Genomic DNA, 24,525 nt, shown 5'->3' on the forward strand with positions numbered 1-24,525 from the left:
CGGTGGTTTTGCAGATTGTCAGCAAGTAAGGTGCATCGTCGGGATGTGAACGGGATGCGTCCGCTCTTTGCTTGTAGCGGATCTGACAGCCAACTGGATTGACTGCTCTGTGCCAGAAGCGGAAGTAGCGCATGAACTGTTATGGTAAATTTGAACGTCCGGCTTAATCACTTGAGGATAAGCAGAATGCTTCTGGAGAAGCTCAGATTGCTTGAGTGCAGCCTTCACGGCGACAGGCGCAATGATCCGGAGTGGCTGGAACTGATTCTTCATCCTGAATTCCGTGAAATCACCCGGTCAGGTGTGACGGTCGACCGGTCAGAGACCATTGCGTCGCTTCTAAGTGAAAAGGCTGCACCGTATATTCTCAGCAGCGATTTCCGTCTTACGGAGATGGGCTGCGGTTACGCTCTGCTTCGCTATCGGACGTTTTACGCTGATGGCAGCCATCATGCATTACGTTCCTCTTGCTGGATTTGTTCGGATGAGGGCCAGTGGACCCTGTTTTTTCACCAGGGAACGCCAGCTGCAGGCAATGCCGGGGTTCAGGGTTGAGTTGCACACTTAGGACAGAGAGAATGTGTTTATGCGGAAGATTATTGTTGTGCCATACGATGATAGATGGCCTGAGATGTTTGAAGCTGAAAGTTTACTGATAAAAACATTGCTCGGTGGAATGGCTAAGGATATCCATCATATTGGAAGCACGTCAGTTCCTGGTCTCTCAGCAAAGCCCGTAATTGATATGCTACTTGAAGTTTCCGACATCAATGAACTGGATAAGTACCATTCAGCAATGGCCCACGCCGGGTATGTTGCTCGCGGTGAGAACGGGATTGCGGGGCGCAGATATTTCATTAAAGGTGGTGATCAGCGTAGTCATCAAGTCCATGCGTTTGCAGTCGGAGATATGCAGGTATTGAGACATCTTGCTTTCCGTGATTATCTTCGAAGAAACAACGACATTGCAGAAGAGTATGCTGAGATAAAACACGCAGCTGTATTACTCAGCAGGAACGATGCTCATCGCTATAGCGCCCTCAAAGCGAAATTTATAGAGCGTCATCAACAACTAGCGCTAGCTGTCTGAGAACGATTGAGATTGAGTTCGTTGCCGGGAGGGTATGTTCAATAACGATGAATTCACTGAGTAGTCATCAGTCAACGTCTGCTGTTCGCTCATAGCAGACATTAATCTGAAGTTAATCCGCTTTGTGCCAGAAGCGGACGTGCTCATGAGACATCTGCATTTTTGATACTGAGCCACACGAGACATCAACTAGTCGCTGACAATAGTGAATATTTTCTGTTCAAGGCGTTTTGCACTATCACAATCATGGGCGAACTGAGTAATGGTTGGTTTACGTTTACAGAGTTCACGCATTCTGCGGGTTGAGTCGTGATGTAACTTTGCATTAACTGCAACACCATCAATGCGGCCTTCCAGCATATAGCTTTCCTGATACGCAGCATCCCCTGCGATCAACACATAGTGAGTGCCTGTATCTACCACGACTGACTGGTGCCCAAGAGTATGTCCCGGGGTTGGAACAATTCTTACTGCGCCGTCTTTCGTTACTACCATGCTTCTGTCAAAACTCTCGAACGGCCCGTCATCATGTGTAGTGATGGTCGGTTTAAGCCATTTGGGATAATGCATGTTAAGGAAACCCTGCACTGGCCCACTCCATGCAAGGGCGTCATGCGCCTCTTTTTTGCTCAGGATTATCTCACTGTCAGGAAAGTGCCCGATTCCTCCTGCGTGATCGCCGTGCATATGCGTCATTATCACCCATCTTATCTCCCGCAGATTGAATCCAAGTGCCTGAATTCCTGTATTCACTTCTTCTTCAGGTTTGACCCATCTTCTCTCGCACCTCTGCATAAATGGGTGCCACCAGGGTTGATATCCGGGATCGTTTGCGTGTGAGCTTTCGCCCGTATCTACTAAGATAAGCCCTTCCGGATGTTCAATCAGCCAGCATCCGATCGGAAGACGAGGACTCCAGTCTTTGTCTGTCAGGACATCGACTACACGGGCAGGACGAGCCTCGTAACGTGCCAGTTGATGCCGGCTTTTAATCTGGACATCTCCGGTTTGCAGGCAATGTATTTTCATGTCACCCTCTTAAAGCAACAAGTGTTGCAATAAATCTTAGGCTTTAATCATGATGAGAGCAATACCTGAGGAAAAAGGTTCACTCGACGCAGTAAAAGAGAGAACGGGTGGGCGCAGTGCGAAAGTCAGAGAGGCTGTATTACAGGCTGCCCGACAGATACTCATGCAAGAAGGGGCGAATGCCTTAACGCACCGTAAAGTGGCACATATTGCCGGAGTAAACGCCTCCACGGTCTATCGCCGATGGCCTGACAGAACAAGGTTGATTGCCGATGTGTTCAGAAGTACAGCTGAAAGCATGGTCTCCATTCCAGACAGCGGCAGCCTGCATCTTGATTTGTACGAATTCTTAAAGATGATAACCAGTATGCTTTCTTCATCAGAGGGCAGGAAAATGATACAAGGCGCGATCGATGCCACTTCGTCAGGCGACGAATTGGTTGGATCTGCAATTCGGGACGTATGGGAGCAGAGGTTTCAGCAGGCAGAGATGATGTTCGAACGGGCAATCCGGCGCGGTGAGGCTGGCTTTGAGGGGCAACGCAGAGCCATACTTGAAACGCTTATTGCACCTGTATGGTTCAGAATTTTGATTACTCAAGAGCCTGTAGACGAGGAATATCTGGCTGCAAATGTCACCCGAATTTTAAAGCAGATGTCATGAAACCGGTATTGATTAATGCTCCATCCTGAAGGGATCCCTGGTTGTACTTTCTTAAAAAACGCTTTATGAGATCGGATGCAGGCCCCCTTCTCACGCCTGGCCGCCGGTTGTCCTGCCGGAGGTTCAATGTGAGAAGCGGACACAGGTTCTCAGGGTGCGTGAAACTTAAACTACCTCGCTCAAACTTGTGTCAGCCCACCATCCACACAAATTTCCGCTCCGGCTATATAGCTGCTTTCGTCACTCGCGAGGAATAATGCTGCATTGGCAACTTCTTCAGGCCTGCCCATTCTTGCTAAAGGAATGGCGCTGATTATCCCGTTGCGTAGCTCTTCAGAGGCTGCCTGCATCATCTCCGTATCAACAGGGCCGGGGGCGACAACATTAATGCGAATGCCCCGCTCGGAGAGTTCACGTGTCCATGTGCGGGCAAAAGAACGAAGCGCCGCCTTACTGGCGCCGTATACGCCATATCCCTGTGTGCCAAGGACATCGGCGACAGAACCTATCAATACCACGCTGGCGCCCGCTTTCATCAGGGGAAGTGCGGCCTGGAGAGCAAACAGCGGTGAGCGCACGTTCAAACCGAAAGTAGTATCAAAATGCGCTGGGGTGACTTCATCAAGGGTCGAATATGTCGACATGCCGGCATTGATCACCAGCACATCTATCTGGCCGGACTCCGTCTTAATCAGCTCAGCTATACGCGTTAGTTCGCTTATCTGACTGACATCGGCACGTAGCGGCCTGCCATCGCCGGCTATGGTGTGGCTGGCTGCTGCTAATTCCTCGTTGCGGCGCGAGGTGAACCAGGTTGTTGCCCCTTCACTGGCAAATCGCTGGCTGATAGCAAGACCAATGCCTTTGGCACCGCCGAGTATCAGGGCAACTTTATTATTTAACCTACTCATCTGCTCACTCCTGTCAGGATGGAAAACAGATGATATAATTTTTATACTTAATAACAATTACGCACTTTGTTTATACCAGGTATTCCGGAGTATATCGCTATGAATCAGACTGACTGTAATGACCTGAAAGAAATAGGAAAAACCCGCCCGGTTCTTGAGAATATAACCAATAAATGGTCGATTTTAATTCTTACCGTGCTTTGTAGTGAACCCGTGCGCTTTAATGAACTGCGCCGCCGACTGGACGGCATTACGCACAAGGCTTTGGCTGATGCGCTTAAGCGGCTTGAGCGCAATGGACTGGTTCATCGAAAGGTACTGTCTGGTTCGCCGGTGAGCGTGGAGTACAGTCTTACCGCACTCGCGCAGTCGCTCCAGGACCCTTTTAATGCGCTGTACGAATGGGCGCTAAAATATGGCCCTGAAATGGCACAGGCTCAGTTGATATATGACGCTAAACATGCGGAAAAACTTTGCTGAATCAGCGAAACGTTGGGTAACCTTGCGATGAGCCGCCTGGCCTTTCGGGTTGTTGCAGGCTTTAAGGAGGCGGAAGCATCCGCTGCTTTCTGTTACGAAGAATTAATCGCGCAGCAGCGTCAGCACGTTTTGCGCCTGCTGGTTGGCCATCTTCGTGACCGCATTTTGCCCCTGCTCTTTGATCTGCGCCATAGCCAGCTTGCTGGCTTCCTGCGCGTAGTCGGCGTCCTGAATGCGGCTCTGTGCCGCCTGCGTCGCGATACTCTGCTGTGACAGCACCGATTTGTTGGACTCGTAACGGTTGATCTTCGAGCCATAATCGGAACGGTAGCTGCTGACTTTGTTCAATGCCGCATCCAGCGCGCCCATCGCCGTACGAATGGCACCATCGGTCAGCAGGCTGGTGTTGTCCAGACCCAGCGTTTTGGTATCGGACGGCGTCGGCCCCAGGGTATCCGACTGGATCGGCTGACCATAGTTGGCGCTGGTGATCACCTCTAAAGGCTGGCTCTGTTTCGGCGGCACCGCTGGCGTGGCGGTCGGCTGCGGCAACGAGCCCCACGTCAGGTTGCTGTTAAACGAACCGTTGCCCACCACCACCACGATAAGATCTTCGCTGACGTTATCAATGCTGACCCGTTCCAGGGTATTGCTGGTTACCGTGCCGTCGTTCGCCGCGCCCGTGGCCGCATCTTCATAGCGATCGCCGTCGCCGCTATAGGTGATGCTCATCCCGTTATAGCTGGAGGTTTCGCTGCCGTTCAACGCCCACGCCGGGCCGCCTTCATTCAGACCTGAAGCGTCGTAGCTGGCGCCGCTGCTGAAACCGTTGCTGACGCTCATCAGCTTGCTGGTCGCGGAGGCGGCATCGGTGACGCCTTTACTGGCCCACGTAAAGTCGGGCGTGCCGCCTTCGATCGGCGTGCCGGCCAGATGCTTGCCGTCGCGCGTGAACAGCTGCACATCGTCATCCATGCTCAAGGAATCAACGGTAATAGAAATATTCGTGGTGCCGGCCGGAATATACGCCAGCGAAATCACGCCGGAGTTAAAGGAGTAGTTCTGTCCGGCTATCGGGAATTTAGTGCCGATAGGCGCAACGTTGCCCAACAGCACCGGCGGCAGCTCTGGCTTATCGGTCGCCAGAGGAAACTGCCCAAAAATTTCCGTGCCGCTGGCGATGCCGTTGATGCTTGCCAGCAGCTGTTGATATTCCGCGTTATAGCTCTGGCGGTCGGACACTGACATAGTGCCGTTGGCCGCGCGTACCGCAAGGCTTTTTGCCTTGATCAGCATATCGCCGATGTTGCCCAGCGCGCTTTCCGCCGTCTGCGCGTAGCTGATAGCGTCGTTAAGGCCGCGTGTTACCGCGCTGTCGGCGTTGACGTTCGCCTGCATACGGTTGGCGATAGCCTGCCCCGCCGCGTCGTCGCGCGCGCCATTAATGCGCAAACCAGAGGAAAGCCGCTCAATAGATTGCGCCAGCAGCGAGCTGTTCGCCGCTCGGGCATTGCCCGTGGCCAGCGCAGTTTCATTGTTGTAAATCGTTAACATTATCACTCTGCACAATTATTGAGGTAGTGAAGTTATCGGCTGCGGCCAGGACGGCTTTAGACGGCACGATTAATCTTTACACAACCCAAATAAATCCCGCCTTTCCGCGCCAGAGGCCAACATGGCGCACGATTGGATAAGTTATTTTTCACTCATTAATAACTTATGATGCACTTAACTGCGCCGTTTTAGCTCGTTGAGTCGCGCCAGATGACGGCAGAAACGTGATAATCCTCTATTTTTTGTGAAATGGCGTGCATAAACCACGCATAATATTGCTTAAGTTTGCTGCGGTAAGAGAAATATCCAGCTGTTACAGACAGGTTATTAATAGGGCTTTTTGCGCAACCCTTAACCTTGATACAGAGCAATATGTTTAACATTTATGTAAAAAAAACAGTTTATAGCAGACACGGGCTTTTCAAATGTAATAAACACTAATAAAACTGCGCTTGACCTTATTTGAAAAAAGGCTTGCCTGACAGCACGCAATCGGCGAAATTAACCGCCGATTTTCCGAATTTATAACTATGCGGCTAAAGCCCGTCCTGATGAAAACCGACTTAATTTTCGCTTCAAATCAGGCGATTGACTCCAGAGGTATCCGTGTCAACTGCAAACAAACATCCTGAGAACACCAGTCTCAACGCGTTTAAACAGCCCCGATCCTTTTATTTAATTTTTTCGATTGAGCTCTGGGAACGATTTGGTTACTACGGCCTACAGGGCATCATGGCGGTTTATCTCGTCAAGATGCTGGGCATGTCCGAAGAGCAGTCTATTACGCTGTTCGCCTCTTTCAGCGCGCTGGTCTACGGCCTGATAGCCGTTGGCGGCTGGCTGGGCGATAAGGTGCTCGGCACCAAACGCGTTATCGTGCTGGGCACGCTGGTGCTGGCGCTGGGCTATGCGCTGGTGGCCTGGTCAGGCCATGACGTCAGCATGGTCTATATCGGCATGGCGACGATTGCCGTCGGTAACGGCCTGTTTAAAGCGAACCCCTCTTCGCTACTCTCTACCTGTTATGAAAAAGACGATCCCCGCCTGGACGGCGCCTTCACCATGTATTACATGGCGATCAATATCGGCTCCTTTTTCTCCATGCTGGCCACGCCCTGGCTGGCCGCGCACTATGGCTGGAACGTCGCCTTCTCACTCTCTTTTGTCGGCATGCTGATCACCCTGGTGAACTTTATGATTTGCCGCCGCTGGGTGAAAGATCATGGTTCTAAGCCTGACTTCCAGCCGTTGCAGGTAGGCAAGCTGCTGGCAACGATAGTCGGTATCGCGGTGCTGATCGTCATTGCAACCTGGATGCTGCACAATCAGGGCGTCGCGCGTCTGCTGCTGGCAGTGGTCGCTATCGGCATCGTGCTGCTGTTCGCTAAAGAAACTTTTGCCTTACAGGGCGCGCCGCGCCGCAAGATGATCGTCGCGTTTCTGCTGATGGTGGAAGCCATCGTGTTCTTCGTGCTCTATATGCAGATGCCTACCTCGCTGAACTTCTTCGCCATCCGCAACGTCGAGCACAGCATCCTGGGCCTGACCTTCCAGCCCGAGCAGTACCAGGCGCTGAATCCTTTCTGGATCATGATTTTCAGCCCGCTGCTGGCGGCAATCTATAACAAGATGGGCGACCGCCTGCCGATGCCGCACAAGTTTGCGCTGGGCATGGTGCTTTGCTCCATCGCTTTCCTCGTGCTGCCGCTGGGCGCGAAATTCGCCAACGATCTGGGTATCGTGTCGGTGGGCTGGCTGATCCTGAGCTATGCGCTGCAAAGCGTGGGCGAGCTGATGATCTCCGGGCTGGGCCTGGCGATGGTCGCCCAGCTGGTGCCGCAGCGTCTGATGGGCTTTATTATGGGCTCCTGGTTCCTGACCACGGCAGGCGCTGCCATGGTGGCCGGTAAAGTTGCCAACATGATGGCGGTGCCGGAAAACATCACCGATCCGCTGCAGTCGCTGCACGTTTATGGCGACGTCTTTTTGCAGATCGGTATCGTGACCGGCGTTATTGCTGTTCTGATGATGCTGACCGCGCCTAAACTGAACCGCATGACGCAGAACTGATATCGACTTAGTGCTGAAAAGGGTGACGCCACGTCACCCTTTTTTATTGACGGCCAACGTTGAGGCGGCAAACTCCACCGCCAGCCCGGCGGCGGGCAGCAGCTGGCGAAAACGTACTATTTTTTCCGGCGCGATCAGCAGGCAACGTTCTTCCCCCTCCTTTTGTGGCCAGACAAGCTCCGCCGTTCCCTGAATATGCAGCGCCGCGCCCTGATGAAAATCCATAATCAGCAGCGCGCAGCGAGGCGCCAGCAGCAGATTCCCCAGCGTATTCATATAACGGTTGCCCGCGTAGTCAACGATCGCCAGCTTCCCCTGCGTCATCCCGATAAAACCCGGCGGCCCGCCGCGATGGGAAATATCCGCGCCCTGCTGCGGCGCGCGGCTGGCGATAAAGCAGGTATCCGCGGCGGCGATCAGGTAGCGCGCATCGGCATCCAGCGCGGCCAGCGGCTCCCGCTCCGGCTGTCGCAGCGGCTGGTGCTCAGGCAAGATCCGCCGCTGAATATATTTTGGGCAGTTGCCAAAGCTTTCCTGCACGGCGAGCGTCACAAAATCTGGCGTAACGCTGGCGATCGTGCCGTTGACCCGATTGCGCCGCCGGTTGGAAAAATTGAGGCCCAGGCCGCCCGCCGTCATGCCGGGTCTTAAAGCCGGCAGGCCGGGAAAAGTCCTTAAGGAAGCGGTGGCTATGCGCAGATGGTTCTCATCCGTTGCCTGCACAAATCCCGGCTCGCCCTGCAAAACGGCCGCAACCGGATAGCCAGCGGCATCGATCGTGCTGAAATAAAACTGGCTCAGCCCGGCGTAAAACAGCTGGTGCTGTTGCGGCATTGCCGTATAGATGGCGGCGCTTTCGGGGCTAAAGCCCGCCTTTTGCTGCGCCAGACGTTCGCCGGAGTGGAACATAGTTACGCTTCCTGTGGATGCGGCAGCGGCGGCAGCGCAATAAATCCCGGCAGCGCCTCAACGTTTTGCAGCCATTGGCGAATAGCCGGATAGTCGCGCAGCGAAATGCCGCCTTCCGGCGCGCAGGCGACGTAGGCATAGCAGGCCAAATCGGCAAGCGTCGCGCTGTCGCCCACCAGCCAGCTTTTGCCGCCTAAATGCGCCTCCATCTGCGGTAAAAATTTACGCGCTGTCGCCACTGCCGAGTCATAATTCTCTGGCGTGCCGAACTGTTTAATCAGCCGCGCCGAGGCAACCCCGTAGCGAATTTCGCCTGCGGCCTTGCCCAGCCATTGCTGCACCTGGGCTTGCTGATGCAGATCCTGCGGCAGCCACTGGCTGTCCGGCGCATAGCGTTTTACCAGCCAGATCAGTATCGCGTTGCTGTCGGTAATGACGTGCTCGCCATCCACCAGCACCGGCACCTGTCCCAGCGGATTCAGCGCCAGAAAAGCGGCGCTTTTTCTGACATCGGCACCAGCCTCTTTCAGGGTGGTCGGCAGGTTCAGCATAGCCAGCAGCAGCCGGACGCGATGCACGTGCCCCGAAAGTTCCGTTCCATAAAGCGTTAAGGTAGTCATGACGTTTCTCCTCTGTTTTTTCCAGCATACTCTTGCTGAAAACGGCGTAAACCGGCAAAGATAGCAATTCATAATTTCATAAAGTGAAACGGTGATGGATAAACTCGACGAGCTGGCGGTCTTTGTCGCCGTGGTGCAGCAGGGAAGCCTGGCGGCGGCGGCCCGTATGCTGCGGCGTTCTCCGGCGGCGATAACCCGCACGCTGGCCGCGCTGGAGCAGCGCCTGGCCTGTACGCTGATAGAGCGTACCACGCGTCGCCTGGCGCCGACGCCCGCAGGCGTTGCGCTGTTTGAACGGGCAAAAGGCGTGCTGGACGCTTATCAACAGGCGCTTTCCGCCAGCGACGGCAATCCGCTCAGCGGCCAGCTTAGCCTGACCGCGCCGGTGCAGTTTGGCCGCAGGCATGTCGCCCCGCTGGTGCTGACGTTTCTGGAGCGCTATCCGGATATCCAAATCGATTTACAGCTCAACGACGGCTATCAGGATCTGATTGAGCAAGGGCTGGATATGGCGGTGCGCATTGGGCAGCTGCGCGACTCTTCGCTGGTTGCCGTCGAGGTCGGCCGCGTGCGGCGCCTGCTGGTCGCAAGCCCGGACTATCTGGCCCGCATGGGCGAGCCTTTATCGCCTGCCGCGCTGGCGGATCACCATCTGATTGCCGGTGTGACAGCCAGTAAAACGTGGCGCTTTACCGCCGCTGGCTTGCAGGAGCGCGTTCGCATCACGCCCAGGCTAACCGTTAACGAGGTGGAAACCCAGCTGATTGCCGCCCGCGCGGGAAAAGGCATCGCCCGCCTGCTCTCCTATCAGGTTTACGAGGATCTACAGGCGGGAACGCTGTGCGAAGTGCTGCCCGCGTTTCGTTGCGCCGCCGTTCCGGTGCAGCTGGTGACGCAGAACGTCAAATATATGCCCGCCCGCGTGCGGGCATTCTGGGAGCTGGCTCGCGCCGCGCTGCCCGAGCTTGCCTGTTTTCAGACCAATAAGCCGGGCCAGCCCGAAAAAGAGATCGATTAAGCCAGCCGCGTACGCAAAGCCGCTGACTTTTTGAGCAGACGGCACTAAGCTAAGAACATCTTTTCCTCTGAGTCAGGGAGTACGCCATGAAACTGTTCTTTAAGCCCGGTGCCTGTTCGCTTTCGCCGCATATCGTGATGTTGGAAACGGGCCTGGATTTCACGCTGGTCAGGGTCGATACCGCCGCCGGGATCACCGAGCAACAGGAAGATTACCGCCGGATAAACCCAAAAGGAAAAGTCCCCGCGCTACAGTTTGACGACGGCACCGTGCTGACCGAAGGCGTAGCGATTGTCCAGTATCTGGCGGATCTGAAGCCCGACCGTCAGCTGCTGGCGCCGACCGGCACGCTGGCGCGCTATCAGACGCTGGAATGGCTGAGCTTTATCTCATCGGAGCTGCATAAAGGCTTTTCGCCGCTGTTCAGCGATGCCGCGCCGGACGACTATAAAACCGTGTTGCGCCAGCAGCTGGAGGAAAAGTTCGCCTGGATCGACGGCGAGCTGAAAGACAAACAGTGGCTGTCGGGCCTGCATTTCAGCGCCGCTGATGCCTATCTGTTTACCGTAATGCGCTGGGCGAAATTGCTGAAGCTGAATATAGCCAGCCTGTCGGCGCTGGAAGGCTGGTTTCAGCGCGTTGCGGCACGACCATCCGTAATTGAGGCCTTAGAGGCGGAAGGACTGAACTGAAGGCCTGCGGATGAGCCAGCGCATAAGGTGTTAAACCGCGTAGCGGCAATGCCTTATACTCTGCGGCTATTACATCTGGAGGTACTATGAGTTCCGTAATTGATATCCTTACCGCCCATAAAAGCGAGCGCAGCTTTACCGATCGTCCGATTGATGACGCTATCCTCGATCGTCTTGTTGCGTCCGCCTACCGTGCGCCAACCTCGGTGAACTCACAGCAGGTGTCGCTGGTTATTACGCGCAATGCCGAAGCTCGCGGCAAGATTTCCGCTATTGCCGGCGGCCAGCCGTGGATTGCCAAAGCGCCGCTGTTTATCACCTTTGTGCTGGATATGCATAAAAGCCAGCAGGCGATGGCGGCCATCGATAAAGAGCAGATTGCCCAGCAGAGTATTGAAAGCGTGGTCTCCGGCGCGACCGACATCGGCATTGCGCTGGGCGCCGTGATGACGGCCGCGCGGGCTGAAGGCCTGGGCATTGTGCCGATTGGCGGCATCCGTCGCGATCCGCAGGCGATGATTGAGCTGCTGCATCTTCCCGAGCTGACTTTCCCCGTGGTCGGGCTGGCGCTTGGCTATGTGGATGAGCCGGCGCATCAGAAACCGCGCCTGCCGCTGAGCACTTTCCGTCACGAAGAGCGCTACAGCACCGAAGGCCTGAAGGAAAATATCGCGGCTTATAATCAGGAGATGGTGCAGCACTGGCAGAATATCGGCCGCCAGGACGGCGAAAGCTGGAGCGAGAGCGTTTCCGGCTACTATCAAAATATCTATTTCCCGCACGTGCTGTCCGCGCTGCTTAAGCAGGGCTTCGGCAACGAGAAATAATGAGGTTGCCGGGCTGCTTTCAGCCCGGCAATATCAGAGTTTTACCGCATCAAAATGCTGCTGGGGATTGGCGATACTGTCCTGAGCCGCCACCAGCTGAAGCTCATACTCTCCCATCTCATGGGTTTTCAGCATCACTTCATAGACCGCCGCCGTAATGTGCTCTAACGCCTCTTTCAGCCCCAGACCGTGCAGCAGATCCACCAGCAGCAGCCCGCTGGTCAGATCGCCGACGCCTACCGGCTGACGCACGCCAAAATCCACCAGCGGACGGCTGATATGCCAGGCCTCATCCGCCGTGACCAGCAGCATCTCAAAGCGATCGCTGCGCTGGCCTGCCCGCGCCAGATGCTTCACCAGCACGATTTTCGGCCCTTTGGCGATCAGCTCGCGCGCGGTGGCGATAGCCTGCTCCACGCTGTTGACCTCATGACCGCTGAGCAGCTCCAGCTCCAGCAGGTTCGGCGCAATAATATCGCTGGCGGGCAGCGCGCTGCGGGCATGAAACTCCGCCACGCCGGGCGCAACGATGCAGCCCTTTTCAGGATGACCCATTACCGGATCGCAGAAGTACCAGGCGTCGGGATTAGCCGCTTTCACCTGACGAACGATTTCGAGGATCTGCTCGCCCTGCTCTGCGGAGCCAAGATAGCCGCTGAGCACGGCATCACAGGTTTTCAGCCGGTCGATAGCCGCAATGCCGCTGACGATATCGGTCAGGTGGCTGGCAGGCATGACCACGCCGGTCCACTGGCCGTACTGGGTATGATTAGAAAACTGTACGGTATTCAGGGGCCAAACGTTTGCGCCCATGCGGCGCATCGGGAATTCCGAGGCGCTGTTGCCGGCATGGCCGAAAACGGTGTGCGACTGGACGGAGAGAATGTTTTTCATGGAAACCTTGCCGGAAAAAAGGGACGGGATGCTTAAAAGCGGGCTGGCGCGCCCCTGCTTCAGGACGCGCCTTTGTCTGTTCACGCCTGAAGCATTATTTCCAGACGATCAGACAGTAGTTCTTTTTACCACGGCGCAGCAGCGTAAAGCGATTAAACAGGCGATCTGTCGGTGCAAACGCGTATTCCGCGCTGAGCTGCACGTCACCGTTGATACTTACCGCTTTCGATTCGATCAGCTTACGCGCCTGGCCGCGAGACGGCGCTAAATCGCCGTCGACCATCGCCTGTTGCAGATCCTGACCGGCTTCCAGCTCAACAAACGGCATCCCGTCCTGCGCCAGCTGCTCAAAGTCCGCTTCGGTCATTTCCGCCAGGCTGCCGGAAAAGAGGCTTTTGGTAATGCGCTGCGCGGCGGTCAGGCCTTCTTCGCCGTGCACCAGCTTCGTGACCTGCTCCGCCAGCACATACTGGGCGCGAGGCGCTTTACCGCTGTTTTTGTCTTCTTCTTCCAGCGCATTGATCTCTTCAATGCTCATAAAGGTAAAGAACTTCAGGAAGCGGTAAACGTCGGCGTCCGCGGTATTGATCCAGAACTGGTAGAATTTGTACGGGCTGGTTTTCTTCGCGTCCAGCCACACCGCGCCACCTTCGGTTTTACCGAACTTGGTGCCGTCGGATTTAGTGATCAGCGGAACGGTCAGGCCAAACACCTGGTTCTGATGCAGACGACGAGTCAGATCGATACCGGAGGTGATGTTGCCCCACTGATCGGAGCCGCCAATCTGCAACGCCACGCCGTAGCGCTCGTTCAGGCAGGCGAAGTCGTAGCCCTGTAGCAGATTGTAGGAGAACTCGGTAAAGGAGATGCCCTGGTCGTCACGGTTCAGGCGCTGCTTCACCGCTTCTTTATTAATCATCTGATTAACGGAGAAGTGCTTACCGATATCGCGCAGGAAAGTCAGCACGTTCATGCTGCCGAACCAGTCGTAGTTATTGGCCGCTACGGCGCTGTTGTCGCCGCAGTCGAAGTTCAGGAAAGGCGCGACCTGGCCGCGGATCTTTTCCACCCACTCGTTAACGGTATCCGCGGTGTTCAGCTTGCGCTCGGCCGCCTTAAAGCTCGGATCGCCGATCAGACCGGTGGCGCCGCCCACCAGCGCCACCGGACGGTGACCGGCATCCTGGAAGCGCTTCAGGCAGAGAAGCGGGACCAGATGGCCCAAATGCAAGCTGTCCGCGGTCGGATCGAAGCCGCAATAGAGCGCGATTGGCCCTTGCGCCAGCCGCTCTGCTAACGCTTCCTCATCCGTTACCTGGGCGACCAGGCCACGCTCTTGCAATTGTTTAATCAGGTTACTGCTGCCCATCTGTGACTCCGTGTAAAAAAAGTCTGCACCTTTGCTGGTACACAGCTCTCCGCTGGCTAGCGGATGAAAAAAAGGGGTATAGAATAAAGCGCCGACGGGCTCTGTGCCAGCGCTTAACGGATTATTTCGCGCAATCAGGGCGCCAGACGATCGATTTTCCACGCCTCGTTGTCGCGCTGGTAGAAAAAGCGGTCATGCAGACGATGTTCGCCGCCCTGCCAGAACTCCATTGAGTCTATGGTAATGCGATAGCCGCCCCAAAAGCTCGGCAGCGGCACCTCGCCCTGCTGAAATTTCTGCTTCAGTTCCAGAAACTTGCCTTCCAGCACGCCGCGCGCGGAAATGCGGCTCGACTGTTTCGATACCCATGCGCCTATCTGGCTTTCGCGCGGGCGGCTGTGGAAGTACTTTATCACGTCGATCATTGACAGTTTTTCAACGCGGCCCAGCACCATCACCTGGCGCTCCAGCATATGCCACGGAAACAGCAGGCTGATGCGCGGATTTTTTTCCAGATGCTGTGCTTTGCGGCTGCCCAGATTGGTGTAAAACACCATGCCGCGCGAATCAAAATGCTTCAGCAGCACGATGCGCTGGTAAGGCTGCCCGTGCTCGTCCACGGTCGCCACGCTCATGGCAGTAGGATCCGGCAGCTGCGCGGCAACCGCCTGGCTCAGCCACTGTTCAAACAGCACCAGCGGGTCGTCAGGCAGATCCTTGCGGCGCAGGCCGCCACGAGTATATTCACGGCGCAGATGAGCAATCTGCTGTAGGCTGTCGTCATTCATGGGATTTTCCGCTATCAGAGTTGAGGCATTGTGCGCCTCATCACAATCAATTTCAACGAGTTAACGGTTTTCGAGCCGGCAGTCGTCAATGATGATTTTGCCGTTGCGCTCCACAAAAGCGCCGTCGCCTTTTGACCAGAAAACGTAGTTTTCATCGGCATAGCGCGTGCCGGAAGCGGCGGGCTGCTGCTTCAGCGTCAGCGGATTGCCGTCCAGAATCAGATTCACTTCCTCACGATCGTTATCCAGCAGCACCGACAGCGGCAGCGTGCCGCAGCGATAGTGCAGCCGGCTGATTTTTTCAGGCGTCTGATGTAGACACCCGCTCAGCAGCAGCGCGGCCATCAGCAATAAACATTTTTTCATCTTTGCTCCATTCAGATAACTCAGCGGCAGCGCTGAACATTAGCGGGAAAGATTGCACCGATCACGGAGGCTTCGCGCGCGCCGGTCACGGAAGGCAGATTGCCCGGCTGCGATGAGAGCGTACGGCAGGCCAGCCAGGCGAAAGCCAGCGCTTCCATATCGTCACCGCGAATGCCGACCTCATCGGTGGCGTTGACTTCAATGCCCGGCAGCAGTGCTTTCAACCGCGCCATCAGCAGCGGGTTTTTTCCGCCGCCACCGCACACCAGCAGCCGCTCGCAGCCGCCGCTCAGCATCACCTGCTGCGCAATAGTGGATGCGGTCAGCTCCACCAGCGTGGCCTGCACGTCCTGCGGCGGCAGACCGGGGAAGTTAACCAGCTGCCGGTCGATCCAGGCCGGATTGAAATATTCTCTGCCGGTAGACTTGGGCGCGGCCAGCGCAAACCAGGGATCCGCCAGCATTTGCTGCAATAAAGGATACACTACCTGGCCGCTGCTGCCCCAGGCGCCGTCCCGATCGTAGGGCTGACCCTGGTGACGCCAGATCCACGCGTCCAGCAGCATATTGCCCGGCCCGGTATCGTAGCCGCCCACCGGCTGGCCGGGGAGCAGCAGCGAGAGGTTGGCAATGCCGCCGATATTCAGCACCATCCGCCGCTCTTCAGGATGCATCAACACTGCCTGATGAAAAGCGGGCACCAGCGGCGCGCCCTGTCCGCCTAACACCATATCCCGGCGGCGAAAATCCCCCACCACCGTAATGCCGGTCAGCGCGGCTATCTGGTTATTGTCGCCGATTTGCAGCGTATTAGGCGCGTCGCCCAGCGGCTCGTGCCAGACGGTCTGCCCGTGGCAGCCGATGGCGGCGATATCCTCTTTCTCCAGCCCTTCGCGCTCGATCAATGCCTGTACCGCTTCGGCAAACAGCCGGCCCAGCCGCGTATCCAGCTGCCCCAGCCGGGAAAGCGTCAGCGACTGCCCCTGGCTGACCGCCAGGATCTCCTGGCGCAGCGCCAGCGGCATGGGATGGCAGTAGCTGGCCTGCTGCGCCACCATCTGCGGGTCAATTGCGGCCAGCACCACGTCCACGCCGTCCAGACTGGTTCCTGACATTACGCCTATATAACGTCCCGATCTCATCAAAGTCCCTTACCCGCTGTGGGAATATCAAACCTGGGTACAGCGTCGCAAAAACGGTGCAGCAATTCTATGATTAACTGTGCATTTTTACATGATGACAGACTTTTACTGCGCTTTCCGCGCCGGCATTGATTTCAGGTTTACCCGCACTGCGCTATGCTTAAAGCAATTTTTTGACGTAACCACACAGCAGGCATTGCCTGTACCATATAATTAGGTTATTGATCGCTGCGCAATTGACTGCAGCACATGGAAAAGAAAGGAGTTTGATGATGTTGAAGCGCATGATGATCGTAGCACTGACCGGTGTGACTTTAGCAGGCTGCGCCAATGACAGCTCGCTTTCCGGCGACGTTTACACCGCCTCGGAAGCGAAACAGGTGCAGAGCGTCACTTACGGCACGCTGGTTGGCGTCCGTCCCGTCCAGATCCAGGGCGGCGACGACAGCAATGTGATCGGCGCGCTCGGCGGCGCGGTGCTCGGCGGCTTCCTGGGTAATACCGTTGGCGGCGGCACGGGCCGCAGCCTGGCGACGGCGGCAGGCGCAATTGCCGGCGGCGTGGCCGGTCAGGGCGTACAGGGATCCATAAACAAAACTCAGGGCGTGGAGCTGGAGATCCGTAAGGATGACGGCAATACCATTATGGTGGTGCAGAAACAGGGTAACAGCCGTTTCGCTGTAGGGCAGCGCGTCGCGCTGGCTTCCAACGGCAGCCAGATCACCGTTTCGCCACGCTAACCGAGGAACCGGCTCGCGCCGGATCATCAGAGTGCGGATAAAGCCCATTCAGTGGACTGCACCCCCGTAATGTTAGACACAGTTTTTTATGAGCAGTCCCCTGACCATAAGCAGATGTTCAGGGGACTTCATAGAACAACCAGAACCACATCGCTTACATGTTCCAGTAATCCTCTACAAAGTTGCGCACAGGCAGTTTTGGACTTAATAATCCTATGCAAGTTCAGTTAGTCGTAATTTGACTAATTATTACACCCTCTACATTCTTGTCTTTAAGATTGTACTGAAGGCAGTTCATCTGTGTGAAATCACCATAAATCTTGGTGTCATTGCAATATCTAAACACTTTTGCATCTGAAGTGTCAGAAAATGATGATGAAATGTTTTTCAATGTCATATTCAATAAAGGAATCCCCTTGATTGTTACGCTTAAATCATCTGAATAAGAATAACATCCTTTCGTCCTCTCATTTCTGGCTACTGCTATAGATGTTAAATTGCCTTGCCCCATCTCGTTATCAGAAATAAACCAATAGTTCACGCCTTTTGAGTTCAGGCAAAGCCATGAGGCTTGATCTCCTTTGTTGATGGTTACGTCAGTAGTTTTCGCTATGTCTGCAAGGGGGCTGTATTCCATAACAAACACGTTGTCGCCAACAATAACGTGAGGCGATAAATCCTTGTTAGTATTGTATTCAGGAACGGATGCATCATCCTGGTAATAGTTAGCACCAAACCCCTCCATTTGCATAGACATAGCAGCAGGAGAAGCCATTACAGCAAGGGCAAGGGCAATATTTTTCATTTCACCTTTAACTCCCTGTCACCACTTGCCCAAATGCTCTTTCTGACGCTGATGGGGGCGATAATACATCCTTCGGATGAGTCCAGTGGATGCCTCTTGCTCGCGCCATGTATGCGAAAGGCTGAGCGTCCGCACATTGCATTACTCAGGTTAGGGGTAAGGTTTAGCGTATATTTCCCCGTATGAGGGGAATTGTGGGGGAAGCCGATTGTATAAGTCCCTCTGGGAAGAGGGCCTTTCCCGCTCACACATTCTTGAGAGCTATCATTTTTATATCCAGTCGCTCCGGCATAGTCAGCGGTATAAGTTTCACCGTTACGGGTAAAAGTGTGTGTTTTTACATCATATATCCACGCCATTATGCAGCCCGTCCTTTCCATAAGTCAGAATGAATAATATTGCCATCAAGATAATGCCATGTGATCTTCTCATAAGCTAAATCAACGTATTCAAGATGGTCATGCCTTTCCCATTGAGGATTGTTTATATCCATCATGAGCGGTTCTATTTCTGTTACTTTCACGCTCTCCAGCGTGGTCCTGAAGTACTCTTCCTCGAATCCGTTGTGGTTGATGCGATAGAACTTAAATACAGCCCTTTTTAGGGGCTGACCTGTAGACAATGCTTTGTAAAGATAAGATGATGAGCTATCGATGCCTTTCATGAAAGCATATGAGCTATGTAAACGCTTTGCAGTCGCTTTCCCAGTCAGAAAATCAGTAGGCTGTTCTACAGAGTGCATTAGTTCACTAACTTCTATGCTTCCTTCCCGACCATTCACATCGACACTGCCCTTTATTGAAGATCCACTGTCATCTTCGAGCCATAGGTAAACCGGAATAGCCATTGAATAAATTCCCTTATTAGTTGAATGGGCGATTATCCTCTGTCCAATCTTTCATGATGGAATGTTGTTTGATATTTTATTGAGACAAGTCAATAAAACATGCATTTCCCCGACTACATTCAGCCTTCGTCTCGTGTTCTCTGCGATCAGGCTGCCACCTGTTGAATGTTGAAGTAAGCGGAACTCAACCGGGCTGAGGCCATTGAGGCGCAAACTGATGCGTTCATGGTTGTAGTAGTGGATACAGGCGTCAATGGCCTCTTTCAGAGCAGGGATGCTGCTGAATTCTTCCAGCTAGAAGCATCAGGATTTAAGCATGCCGAAAAAGCTTTCAGCTATTGCGTTATCGAGGCAGTTGCCCTTTCACGACATGCTTTGCACCACGCCTGCCGCCCGGAGCCTGTCCTGATAAGCCGTCATCTGGTACTGCCAGCCTTGGTCAGTGTGCAGCACGGGCGTATCACCCGGCGACAGCCGTGTAAATACTTTATCCAGCATCGTATCAATAGCGCCATCACGTGCCTTTCCGACAGACTGTACGCGCGGTCAGGGCGTGCAGGGATCCATGAACAAAATCCAGGGCGTGGAGCTGGAGATCCGTAAGGATGACGGTAATACCATTATGGTGGTGCAGAAACAGGGCAACAGCCGTTTCGCTGTAGGGCAGCGCGTCGCGCTGGCTTCCAACGGCAGTCAGATTACCGTTTCGCCACGCTAAAAAAGGAACCGGCGCTCGCCGGTTCTTTTATTCGCGGTTTTGCAGATCCAGAATATTCTTTTCCAGCCTGGCGATTAGCGTCACCAGCTGGTCGATCTCCTGCTGGGAAATACCAGCCAAAATATCATCCCGCGTGGCGTCGATAACATGCTCGACTTCGCTAATGATCGGCGCCGCTTCCTCGGTCAGCTTGATGCGCTTGGCGCGACGATCGCTGGCGCAGGTGGTGCGGGTAATCAGCCCTTTTTCTTCCAGCTGATCCAGCGTGCGCACCAGCGAAGGCTGTTCAATGCCGATGGCTTTGGCCAGCTGGATCTGCGACTGCTCCGGCGGCAGCTGATGAATATTGTGCAGCGTGACCCAGTGCGTCTGCGTCAGCTCCAGGGGTTTCAGGCGCTGGTCGATTAGCGATCGCCAGATGCGCACCAGTCTTGCGAGATCCGTTCCTAATGGGGTATCCAATTTCCTCTCCTTATAATTAGCTTGCTAGCTATCAAGCCTCATTCCAGGCTATTCTGCGAGTTTACAGGACAGAATACAAATATCATTCACATTAAGCGTAATGCCAATCTACAGCTATGCTGTGACCTGGGTAACAAGGAGTGCTTTAAGTGAACAATGCTTTTACGGCGGCTGTTTCGCCGCTAACCGACCTGGTTTTCGGCGCGTCGCTCTATTTTCCGCCGCTGTTTAAAGCCGTGCTGGCCGGGTTTTTCCTCTGGCTGCTGATCCACCCCGTGTTGCGCAGCTGGATCTATTCCGGCGAGATTTGGCATCCCACCCTGCTCGACCTTTCCCTGTTTATTCTCTGCGTCAGCGCTTCGCTGTGGCTACTGATGGCATTCGTATGAAATTCAACTCGCTAAAATATTTTTCAACGCTGATCTTCTTCGCCGCCGCGCTTTGCGCAGGCTGGTGGCTATGGAATTTTTATATGCAGTCACCGTGGACGCGGGACGGTAAGGTGCGCGCCGAGCTGGTTAATATCACGCCGCAGGTTTCCGGGCGCATTGAAACGCTGCTGGTAAAAGATAACCAGTTCGTGACCAAAGGCACGCCGCTGCTGACGCTGGACGCCGAGCCTTATCGCATCGCGGTGCTGAACGCCGAGGCGCAGCTGACGAAGGCACAGGCCGATCTGCTGAAGGCTCAGCATGAGTCGCGGCGGCGTCAGAGTCTGCCACGCAACGTAATTTCCGCAGAAGATTTGGATGCGGCCGAGCTGAACGCGAAGTCGCTGGCGGCGGCGGCAAAGGCCGCTCAGGCGCAGCTGGAACAGGCGCGCTGGAACCTGACCCAGACGCAAATCGCCGCGCCAACCGACGGCTGGATCAGCAATCTGGTGGTGCGGCCCGGTAACTATGCCACCAGCGGAACGCCGGTCTTCGCGCTGGTCGACAGCCACTCTTTTTATGTGATGGGCTATTTTGAAGAGACCAAGCTGCGCCATATTCGTCCCGGCTATCGCGCGACCGTGCGGCTTTACAGCGATAACCGCGTGCTGCACGGCGAGGTCGAAAGCATTGGCCGCGCTATTTACGATCAAAGCGTGGAAAGCGACAGCTCACTCATTCCCGATATCAAACCGAACGTGCCCTGGGTGCGCCTTGCGCAGCGCGTGCCGGTGCGTATTCGCCTGGCCGCGTGGCCAAAAGATTTGCCGCTGGTAGCGGGCACCACCTGCACCATCACCGTTGCGCCATGAACTGGCAGTGGCTGGAGTGGCAAAACCTGCCGTGGATCAAAGCGACCCGAGGCCAGTGGCGCTACGCGTTGCGCAATGCCCTCGCGATGTGTCTGGCGCTGAGCATCGCCTATGCGCTGGCGCTGGACGAGCCTTACTGGGCGATGACTTCCGCCGCTGTGGTGAGTTTTCCGACCGTCGGCGGCGTAATCAGCAAAAGTTTGGGCAGGATTGCGGGCAGCCTGCTGGGCGCGGGCGCGGCGCTGCTGATCGCGGGCTATACGCTGAACGAACCCTGGCTGTTTGCGCTGGCTATCGCGGGCTGGCTGGCGCTCTGCACCTGGATCCAGAACCATTATCAAAATAACGTTGCCTATGCGTTTTCCCTGGCGGGCTACACCGCCGCCATTATTGTGTTTACCACGGTTAATATTACGGAAATCGGCGATCTGTGGGAGATTACCCAGGCGCGCGTTTGCGAAGTGATTACCGGCATCCTGTGCGGCGGCCTGATGATGATGATCCTGCCCAGCACCTCGGACGGCGAGACGTTGATTAACTCGCTGAAAGAGATGCATCTTCGCCTGCTGGATCATGGACGACTGCTGCTGCAACGCGAAAGCACCGATAATGTGCGTAGCGCGCATGAAAACGTTATTGGGCAGATCCTCACGCTTAATCTGCTGCGTATTCAGGCGTTCTGGAGCCATTATCGCTTTCGTCGGCAAAACAACGTGCTGAACTATATCCTGCATCAGCAGCTGCGCCTCACCAGCGTGATCTCCAGCCTGCGCCGAATGCTGCTGAACTGGCCCGACGCGCCGGAAGGCCTCTATACCGTTGTACAGCAGCTGCTGGATGAGCTGGCGAGCGCCGACTGCGATAAATATCGTCTGGCGCGACTGCTCGCCAGCGCCGCGCCGCAGGATCAAAGCGACTATCGCTATCAGGCTTTCTGGCATCGTCTGCGCTATTTCTGCTGGCTGTGGCTGAATATCCGCCGCTGGCTGCGGCTGTTTGAACAGGCCGACAACGATACCCGCCTCGCACCGCCCGCCGCCCCGGCGCTCGCCAGGCACAGCGACAGCGCGGAAGCCAGCTGGAGCGCCCTGCGCACCTTTAGCGTGATCGTGCTGGGCTGCGCTTTTACCATCGCCACCCAGTGGGATGCGGGCTCGGCAGCGTTAACGCTGGCCGCCATCAGCTGCGTGCTCTACTCCTCCGTGCCTTCGCCCGTCAGCAGCGTGTCGCTGCTGCTGAAAACGCTGCTGCTGCTTTCCGTGTTCAGCTTTATCATCAAGTTCGGCCTGATGGTGCAAATCAGCGTGCTGTGGCAGTTTTTGCTGCTGCTGTTTCCGCTGCTGGTCACGCTACAGCTTTTCAAGGTGCAGCAGAAAAAGCGCGCCGCGCTGTGGGGCCAGCTGATTGTGTTTGGCGGCTCGTTTCTTGCCGTTACCAATCCGCCCACCTATGACTATCAAAGCTTTATTAACAATAATATCGCCAAGGTGTGCGGCGTGCTGCTTGCGTGGCTGGCTTTTCTTATTTTGCGGCCCAGTTCCGACAAGCGGCGCAGCCGCCGCCATATCCGGGCGCTGCGCCGCGAGTTTCTCGATCAGCTCAGCCGCAGGCCGCACCTTAGCCAGAGCCGCTTTGAGTCGCTGATTTACTATCGGGTCAACCAGCTGAACGCCAGCCGTGACGAGCCGGCCAGGCTGTGGCTGCTGCGCTGGGGCGTGGTGTTGCTGAACTGTTCGCACATTGTCTGGCAGCTGCGCGACTGGCAGTGTGATTCGCCCGCACTGCTGGCGGTGCGGGACGCCATGCTGAGCAATCTGCATCGTATTATCAGCGGTAAAGGCGTACAGCAGCACGCGCTGGAAGAGACGTTAAAGGAACTGCAGGAAAATCTGGATCTGCTGGCGGCGGGCAAAACAAAAAGCGAAACGGAACTGGCGGGTATTGCCTGGCGGCTTTACTGCTCGCTCTCACAGCTGCAGCAGGCTTCGACATTGACATAACACCGAATTTTTCATTTATACTGGGCCACGCTTACATGGAGTTTAACGAATGAGGGATCATGATGAAAAAAATTCTGGCTACCGTTCTTCTGCTCGCCTGTTCTCTGCCGGCTTATGCTCACGCGGCAAAAACCGTCACGGTTAAAGAGGCGAAAACGCTGCGCGATGATACTCGCGTGGTGCTGACAGGCAAAATCACCGGACATGCAGGCGACGACGATCTTTACTGGCTGCAGGACAGCACCGGGAAAATCCGCATCGACATTGATGATGACGAGTGGGAAGACAATCACGTAGCGATTGGCAAAACCGTGCGCGTGGTCGGCGACGTGGATAAAAATGGCGGGCATACCGAAATCGAAGTCGATCATATTAGCGTGGTGCGTTAAGCAATAAACCTGCCGCCGCGACGAGCGGCGGCGGTTTGGTTAGATCACCCCGCAGGCGAAACGGCCGCCTCCGCCGCCCAACGGCGCAGGATGATCGGCATGGTTATCGCCGCCGGCATGCACCATCAGCGCTTTGCCTTTAATATCCGACAGTTTTTTAATGCGCGGCGCCAGCACCGGATAGGTCGCCGTGCCGTCGGCGCTCACATAAAGGGCCGGTAAATCGCCCAGATGACCATCCTGCCACGGTCCCAGATGCTTGCCGGTTTTTTGCGGATCGAGATGGCCGCCCGCCGCGCCTGCGGCAACCGCTTTCCCGTCGGTGGTTTTTGGATCGCAGCTGCCGTTGGCGTGTACGTGAAAGCCGTGAATACCCGCAGGTAAATCTTTCAGCTGCGGCGTAAAGCTCAGGCCATAGGCCGTTTCTGCTATCGTTACCTGGCCAATACTGTCGCCCGCGCCTTCAGGGGTGGCAAGCCTGATATCGACTTTTTCGCTGGCGGCCTGGGCCAGGCCGCAAAAGGCCAGCGATACCATAAGCAGGTTTATACGTCTCATTACACTTCCTCACATTTTGCTGTGGAAGCTATAAGCCTGGCCGCTATTTGCAGAACTGCATAAGAATCTGTCTACTAAAACAAAGAAGGCTGTTCCGGTTCGTCCGGCTCGGCCGGTTTGCCGACACGATACAGTCGTTGCCAGCGCAGACGACAAAGCCGCAGCACCTCGCGTTTTTGCGCATCGCTGAACTTCATCCAGTTAAAGCGCTCCTCGCGGCTACGCAGGCAGCCACGGCAGTAGCCGCGATCGTCGCTCTGACAGATCCCCCGGCACGGGCTGGGAACGGGGAAAAACTCCAGTTGTTCGGCCAACGTCGCTCCTTATGCAGGGAAAATTC

At 55.4% G+C, this 24,525-nt stretch carries 29 protein-coding genes and 2 pseudogenes; 14 read left to right on the plus strand and 17 right to left on the minus strand.

The genetic code is table 11. The annotated features are described in order from the left end of the window. Positions 1 to 186 precede the first annotated feature (186 nt). On the plus strand, positions 187 to 555 hold the full coding sequence (locus tag QZH36_RS03320) for a nuclear transport factor 2 family protein (RefSeq protein ID WP_253454393.1): 369 nt from the start codon (positions 187 to 189) through the stop codon (positions 553 to 555). 31 nt (positions 556 to 586) lie between these two features. After that, positions 587 to 1,090: a GrpB family protein gene (locus QZH36_RS03325; protein ID WP_301729649.1), complete on the plus strand. Its 504-nt coding sequence runs from the start codon at positions 587 to 589 to the stop codon at positions 1,088 to 1,090. A 189-nt stretch (positions 1,091 to 1,279) separates the two neighbouring features. Here QZH36_RS03325 and QZH36_RS03330 read toward each other — a convergent pair whose 3' ends face one another. After that, complete coding sequence (locus QZH36_RS03330) at positions 1,280 to 2,119, minus strand: N-acyl homoserine lactonase family protein (RefSeq protein ID WP_301729650.1); 840 nt, start codon at positions 2,117 to 2,119, stop codon at positions 1,280 to 1,282. A gap of 49 nt (positions 2,120 to 2,168) precedes the next feature. Here QZH36_RS03330 and QZH36_RS03335 point away from each other — a divergent pair, with 49 nt between their 5' ends. Further along, on the plus strand, positions 2,169 to 2,783 hold the full coding sequence (locus QZH36_RS03335) for a TetR/AcrR family transcriptional regulator (protein WP_253454413.1): 615 nt from the start codon (positions 2,169 to 2,171) through the stop codon (positions 2,781 to 2,783). A 179-nt stretch (positions 2,784 to 2,962) separates the two neighbouring features. Here QZH36_RS03335 and QZH36_RS03340 read toward each other — a convergent pair whose 3' ends face one another. Beyond that, positions 2,963 to 3,694 (minus strand): SDR family NAD(P)-dependent oxidoreductase, encoded by a 732-nt coding sequence (locus tag QZH36_RS03340; RefSeq protein WP_301253246.1) that lies wholly within the window; start codon positions 3,692 to 3,694, stop codon positions 2,963 to 2,965. 99 nt (positions 3,695 to 3,793) lie between these two features. Between QZH36_RS03340 and QZH36_RS03345 the strand changes: the two genes are divergently transcribed. After that, positions 3,794 to 4,174, plus strand: coding sequence for a winged helix-turn-helix transcriptional regulator (locus QZH36_RS03345; RefSeq protein WP_301253244.1), 381 nt, complete (start codon positions 3,794 to 3,796; stop codon positions 4,172 to 4,174). Positions 4,175 to 4,276: 102 nt separating this feature from the next. On the opposite strand, the gene QZH36_RS03350 is transcribed toward QZH36_RS03345, so the two are convergent. Further along, the gene (locus tag QZH36_RS03350; protein ID WP_301253243.1) at positions 4,277 to 5,728 is read right to left on the minus strand and encodes a flagellin N-terminal helical domain-containing protein; all 1,452 of its coding nucleotides are present in this window, start codon (positions 5,726 to 5,728) and stop codon (positions 4,277 to 4,279) included. Between the two features lie 606 nt (positions 5,729 to 6,334). Here QZH36_RS03350 and dtpA point away from each other — a divergent pair. Further along, positions 6,335 to 7,798, plus strand: a complete 1,464-nt coding sequence (dtpA, locus tag QZH36_RS03355; RefSeq protein ID WP_253454417.1) for a dipeptide/tripeptide permease DtpA — start codon at positions 6,335 to 6,337, stop codon at positions 7,796 to 7,798. 33 nt (positions 7,799 to 7,831) lie between these two features. Here the strand turns inward: dtpA and QZH36_RS03360 are convergent, their stop codons facing one another. Both QZH36_RS03360 and QZH36_RS03365 read right to left on the minus strand, forming a co-directional pair. Continuing rightward, positions 7,832 to 8,707: a pyridoxamine 5'-phosphate oxidase family protein gene (locus tag QZH36_RS03360; RefSeq protein WP_301729651.1), complete on the minus strand. Its 876-nt coding sequence runs from the start codon at positions 8,705 to 8,707 to the stop codon at positions 7,832 to 7,834. 2 nt (positions 8,708 to 8,709) lie between these two features. After that, on the minus strand, positions 8,710 to 9,327 hold the full coding sequence (locus QZH36_RS03365) for a glutathione S-transferase family protein (protein ID WP_253454419.1): 618 nt from the start codon (positions 9,325 to 9,327) through the stop codon (positions 8,710 to 8,712). A 94-nt stretch (positions 9,328 to 9,421) separates the two neighbouring features. On the opposite strand from QZH36_RS03365, the gene QZH36_RS03370 reads away from it, so the two are divergent. From QZH36_RS03370 to QZH36_RS03380, 3 genes are all read left to right on the plus strand, one after another. Continuing rightward, positions 9,422 to 10,345, plus strand: coding sequence for a LysR family transcriptional regulator (locus tag QZH36_RS03370; RefSeq protein ID WP_301253240.1), 924 nt, complete (start codon positions 9,422 to 9,424; stop codon positions 10,343 to 10,345). Positions 10,346 to 10,431: 86 nt separating this feature from the next. After that, positions 10,432 to 11,037 (plus strand): glutathione transferase GstA, encoded by a 606-nt coding sequence (gene gstA / locus QZH36_RS03375; protein WP_301729652.1) that lies wholly within the window; start codon positions 10,432 to 10,434, stop codon positions 11,035 to 11,037. Between the two features lie 86 nt (positions 11,038 to 11,123). After that, positions 11,124 to 11,864, plus strand: coding sequence for an NADPH-dependent oxidoreductase (locus QZH36_RS03380; protein ID WP_301729653.1), 741 nt, complete (start codon positions 11,124 to 11,126; stop codon positions 11,862 to 11,864). A 33-nt stretch (positions 11,865 to 11,897) separates the two neighbouring features. On the opposite strand, the gene pdxY is transcribed toward QZH36_RS03380, so the two are convergent. From pdxY to anmK, 5 genes are all read right to left on the minus strand, one after another. After that, positions 11,898 to 12,758 (minus strand): pyridoxal kinase PdxY, encoded by an 861-nt coding sequence (gene pdxY, locus QZH36_RS03385; RefSeq protein ID WP_125289802.1) that lies wholly within the window; start codon positions 12,756 to 12,758, stop codon positions 11,898 to 11,900. 94 nt (positions 12,759 to 12,852) lie between these two features. Next, complete coding sequence (gene tyrS / locus QZH36_RS03390) at positions 12,853 to 14,127, minus strand: tyrosine--tRNA ligase (RefSeq protein ID WP_301729654.1); 1,275 nt, start codon at positions 14,125 to 14,127, stop codon at positions 12,853 to 12,855. A 134-nt stretch (positions 14,128 to 14,261) separates the two neighbouring features. Then, positions 14,262 to 14,915, minus strand: coding sequence for a pyridoxamine 5'-phosphate oxidase (pdxH, locus tag QZH36_RS03395; protein WP_253454424.1), 654 nt, complete (start codon positions 14,913 to 14,915; stop codon positions 14,262 to 14,264). A gap of 60 nt (positions 14,916 to 14,975) precedes the next feature. Next, positions 14,976 to 15,281 (minus strand): MliC family protein, encoded by a 306-nt coding sequence (locus QZH36_RS03400; protein ID WP_253454425.1) that lies wholly within the window; start codon positions 15,279 to 15,281, stop codon positions 14,976 to 14,978. 20 nt (positions 15,282 to 15,301) lie between these two features. Further along, on the minus strand, positions 15,302 to 16,423 hold the full coding sequence (gene anmK / locus QZH36_RS03405) for an anhydro-N-acetylmuramic acid kinase (protein ID WP_301729655.1): 1,122 nt from the start codon (positions 16,421 to 16,423) through the stop codon (positions 15,302 to 15,304). A gap of 272 nt (positions 16,424 to 16,695) precedes the next feature. Here anmK and slyB (QZH36_RS03410) point away from each other — a divergent pair, with 272 nt between their 5' ends. Continuing rightward, the gene (slyB, locus tag QZH36_RS03410) at positions 16,696 to 17,163 is read left to right on the plus strand and encodes an outer membrane lipoprotein SlyB (protein ID WP_253461006.1); all 468 of its coding nucleotides are present in this window, start codon (positions 16,696 to 16,698) and stop codon (positions 17,161 to 17,163) included. A 223-nt stretch (positions 17,164 to 17,386) separates the two neighbouring features. Here the strand turns inward: slyB (QZH36_RS03410) and QZH36_RS03415 are convergent, their stop codons facing one another. The 4 genes and pseudogenes from QZH36_RS03415 to QZH36_RS03430 all read right to left on the minus strand — a co-directional run. Beyond that, on the minus strand, positions 17,387 to 17,968 hold the full coding sequence (locus QZH36_RS03415; RefSeq protein WP_301729656.1) for a hypothetical protein: 582 nt from the start codon (positions 17,966 to 17,968) through the stop codon (positions 17,387 to 17,389). After that, positions 17,965 to 18,348, minus strand: a complete 384-nt coding sequence (locus tag QZH36_RS03420; RefSeq protein WP_367652761.1) for a tlde1 domain-containing protein — start codon at positions 18,346 to 18,348, stop codon at positions 17,965 to 17,967. The genes QZH36_RS03415 and QZH36_RS03420 overlap by 4 nt, the downstream gene beginning before the upstream one ends. Then, the gene (gene tssD / locus QZH36_RS03425; RefSeq protein ID WP_301253231.1) at positions 18,327 to 18,815 is read right to left on the minus strand and encodes a type VI secretion system tube protein TssD; all 489 of its coding nucleotides are present in this window, start codon (positions 18,813 to 18,815) and stop codon (positions 18,327 to 18,329) included. Before tssD ends, QZH36_RS03420 begins: the two co-directional genes overlap by 22 nt. Before the next feature lie 177 nt (positions 18,816 to 18,992). Then, positions 18,993 to 19,357: pseudogene (locus QZH36_RS03430) on the minus strand (transposase); the annotation flags it as partial. A gap of 2 nt (positions 19,358 to 19,359) precedes the next feature. On the opposite strand from QZH36_RS03430, the pseudogene slyB (QZH36_RS03435) reads away from it, so the two are divergent. After that, positions 19,360 to 19,533, plus strand: a pseudogene (slyB, locus tag QZH36_RS03435) (outer membrane lipoprotein SlyB); the annotation flags it as partial. 27 nt (positions 19,534 to 19,560) lie between these two features. On the opposite strand, the gene slyA reads toward slyB (QZH36_RS03435), so the two are convergent. After that, positions 19,561 to 19,995 (minus strand): transcriptional regulator SlyA, encoded by a 435-nt coding sequence (gene slyA / locus QZH36_RS03440; protein ID WP_253454427.1) that lies wholly within the window; start codon positions 19,993 to 19,995, stop codon positions 19,561 to 19,563. 149 nt (positions 19,996 to 20,144) lie between these two features. On the opposite strand from slyA, the gene QZH36_RS03445 reads away from it, so the two are divergent. The 4 genes from QZH36_RS03445 to QZH36_RS03460 are packed head-to-tail and all read left to right on the plus strand — an operon-like array spanning position 20,145 to position 23,627. Next, entirely contained in the window at positions 20,145 to 20,384 is a 240-nt protein-coding gene (locus QZH36_RS03445; protein ID WP_253454428.1) for a DUF1656 domain-containing protein, read from the plus strand. Then, positions 20,381 to 21,238: an efflux RND transporter periplasmic adaptor subunit gene (locus QZH36_RS03450; RefSeq protein WP_253454429.1), complete on the plus strand. Its 858-nt coding sequence runs from the start codon at positions 20,381 to 20,383 to the stop codon at positions 21,236 to 21,238. The genes QZH36_RS03445 and QZH36_RS03450 overlap by 4 nt, the downstream gene beginning before the upstream one ends. Beyond that, on the plus strand, positions 21,235 to 23,238 hold the full coding sequence (locus tag QZH36_RS03455; protein WP_301729658.1) for an FUSC family protein: 2,004 nt from the start codon (positions 21,235 to 21,237) through the stop codon (positions 23,236 to 23,238). The genes QZH36_RS03450 and QZH36_RS03455 overlap by 4 nt, the downstream gene beginning before the upstream one ends. A 59-nt stretch (positions 23,239 to 23,297) precedes the next feature. Further along, complete coding sequence (locus QZH36_RS03460) at positions 23,298 to 23,627, plus strand: NirD/YgiW/YdeI family stress tolerance protein (RefSeq protein WP_301729659.1); 330 nt, start codon at positions 23,298 to 23,300, stop codon at positions 23,625 to 23,627. Between the two features lie 39 nt (positions 23,628 to 23,666). On the opposite strand, the gene sodC is transcribed toward QZH36_RS03460, so the two are convergent. Continuing rightward, a complete protein-coding gene (sodC, locus tag QZH36_RS03465) occupies positions 23,667 to 24,185 on the minus strand; it encodes a superoxide dismutase [Cu-Zn] SodC (protein WP_253454432.1) in 519 nt (172 codons plus the stop codon). Between the two features lie 74 nt (positions 24,186 to 24,259). Further along, positions 24,260 to 24,499: a DUF1289 domain-containing protein gene (locus tag QZH36_RS03470; protein WP_253454433.1), complete on the minus strand. Its 240-nt coding sequence runs from the start codon at positions 24,497 to 24,499 to the stop codon at positions 24,260 to 24,262. Between the last annotated feature and the right edge of the window lie 26 nt (positions 24,500 to 24,525).

This window comes from Erwinia wuhanensis (genome assembly GCF_030484085.1).
GTDB lineage: Bacteria > Pseudomonadota > Gammaproteobacteria > Enterobacterales > Enterobacteriaceae > Erwinia > Erwinia aeris.

What these genes read in the sequence shown, in the direction of transcription:
- QZH36_RS03320 (WP_253454393.1), top strand. Translation starts at nt 187, where the DNA reads ATGCTTCTGGAGAAGCTCAGATTGCTTGAGTGCAGCCTTCACGGCGAC.
- QZH36_RS03325 (WP_301729649.1), top strand. Translation starts at nt 587, where the DNA reads ATGCGGAAGATTATTGTTGTGCCATACGATGATAGATGGCCTGAGATG.
- QZH36_RS03330 (WP_301729650.1), bottom strand. Translation starts at nt 2,119, where the DNA reads ATGAAAATACATTGCCTGCAAACCGGAGATGTCCAGATTAAAAGCCGG.
- QZH36_RS03335 (WP_253454413.1), top strand. Translation starts at nt 2,169, where the DNA reads ATGATGAGAGCAATACCTGAGGAAAAAGGTTCACTCGACGCAGTAAAA.
- QZH36_RS03340 (WP_301253246.1), bottom strand. Translation starts at nt 3,694, where the DNA reads ATGAGTAGGTTAAATAATAAAGTTGCCCTGATACTCGGCGGTGCCAAA.
- QZH36_RS03345 (WP_301253244.1), top strand. Translation starts at nt 3,794, where the DNA reads ATGAATCAGACTGACTGTAATGACCTGAAAGAAATAGGAAAAACCCGC.
- QZH36_RS03350 (WP_301253243.1), bottom strand. Translation starts at nt 5,728, where the DNA reads ATGTTAACGATTTACAACAATGAAACTGCGCTGGCCACGGGCAATGCC.
- QZH36_RS03360 (WP_301729651.1), bottom strand. Translation starts at nt 8,707, where the DNA reads ATGTTCCACTCCGGCGAACGTCTGGCGCAGCAAAAGGCGGGCTTTAGC.
- QZH36_RS03365 (WP_253454419.1), bottom strand. Translation starts at nt 9,327, where the DNA reads ATGACTACCTTAACGCTTTATGGAACGGAACTTTCGGGGCACGTGCAT.
- QZH36_RS03370 (WP_301253240.1), top strand. Translation starts at nt 9,422, where the DNA reads ATGGATAAACTCGACGAGCTGGCGGTCTTTGTCGCCGTGGTGCAGCAG.
- gstA (WP_301729652.1), top strand. Translation starts at nt 10,432, where the DNA reads ATGAAACTGTTCTTTAAGCCCGGTGCCTGTTCGCTTTCGCCGCATATC.
- QZH36_RS03380 (WP_301729653.1), top strand. Translation starts at nt 11,124, where the DNA reads ATGAGTTCCGTAATTGATATCCTTACCGCCCATAAAAGCGAGCGCAGC.
- pdxY (WP_125289802.1), bottom strand. Translation starts at nt 12,758, where the DNA reads ATGAAAAACATTCTCTCCGTCCAGTCGCACACCGTTTTCGGCCATGCC.
- tyrS (WP_301729654.1), bottom strand. Translation starts at nt 14,127, where the DNA reads ATGGGCAGCAGTAACCTGATTAAACAATTGCAAGAGCGTGGCCTGGTC.
- pdxH (WP_253454424.1), bottom strand. Translation starts at nt 14,915, where the DNA reads ATGAATGACGACAGCCTACAGCAGATTGCTCATCTGCGCCGTGAATAT.
- QZH36_RS03400 (WP_253454425.1), bottom strand. Translation starts at nt 15,281, where the DNA reads ATGAAAAAATGTTTATTGCTGATGGCCGCGCTGCTGCTGAGCGGGTGT.
- anmK (WP_301729655.1), bottom strand. Translation starts at nt 16,423, where the DNA reads ATGAGATCGGGACGTTATATAGGCGTAATGTCAGGAACCAGTCTGGAC.
- slyB (WP_253461006.1), top strand. Translation starts at nt 16,696, where the DNA reads ATGTTGAAGCGCATGATGATCGTAGCACTGACCGGTGTGACTTTAGCA.
- QZH36_RS03415 (WP_301729656.1), bottom strand. Translation starts at nt 17,968, where the DNA reads ATGAAAAATATTGCCCTTGCCCTTGCTGTAATGGCTTCTCCTGCTGCT.
- QZH36_RS03420 (WP_367652761.1), bottom strand. Translation starts at nt 18,348, where the DNA reads ATGGAAAGGACGGGCTGCATAATGGCGTGGATATATGATGTAAAAACA.
- tssD (WP_301253231.1), bottom strand. Translation starts at nt 18,815, where the DNA reads ATGGCTATTCCGGTTTACCTATGGCTCGAAGATGACAGTGGATCTTCA.
- QZH36_RS03450 (WP_253454429.1), top strand. Translation starts at nt 20,381, where the DNA reads ATGAAATTCAACTCGCTAAAATATTTTTCAACGCTGATCTTCTTCGCC.
- QZH36_RS03455 (WP_301729658.1), top strand. Translation starts at nt 21,235, where the DNA reads ATGAACTGGCAGTGGCTGGAGTGGCAAAACCTGCCGTGGATCAAAGCG.
- QZH36_RS03460 (WP_301729659.1), top strand. Translation starts at nt 23,298, where the DNA reads ATGATGAAAAAAATTCTGGCTACCGTTCTTCTGCTCGCCTGTTCTCTG.
- sodC (WP_253454432.1), bottom strand. Translation starts at nt 24,185, where the DNA reads ATGAGACGTATAAACCTGCTTATGGTATCGCTGGCCTTTTGCGGCCTG.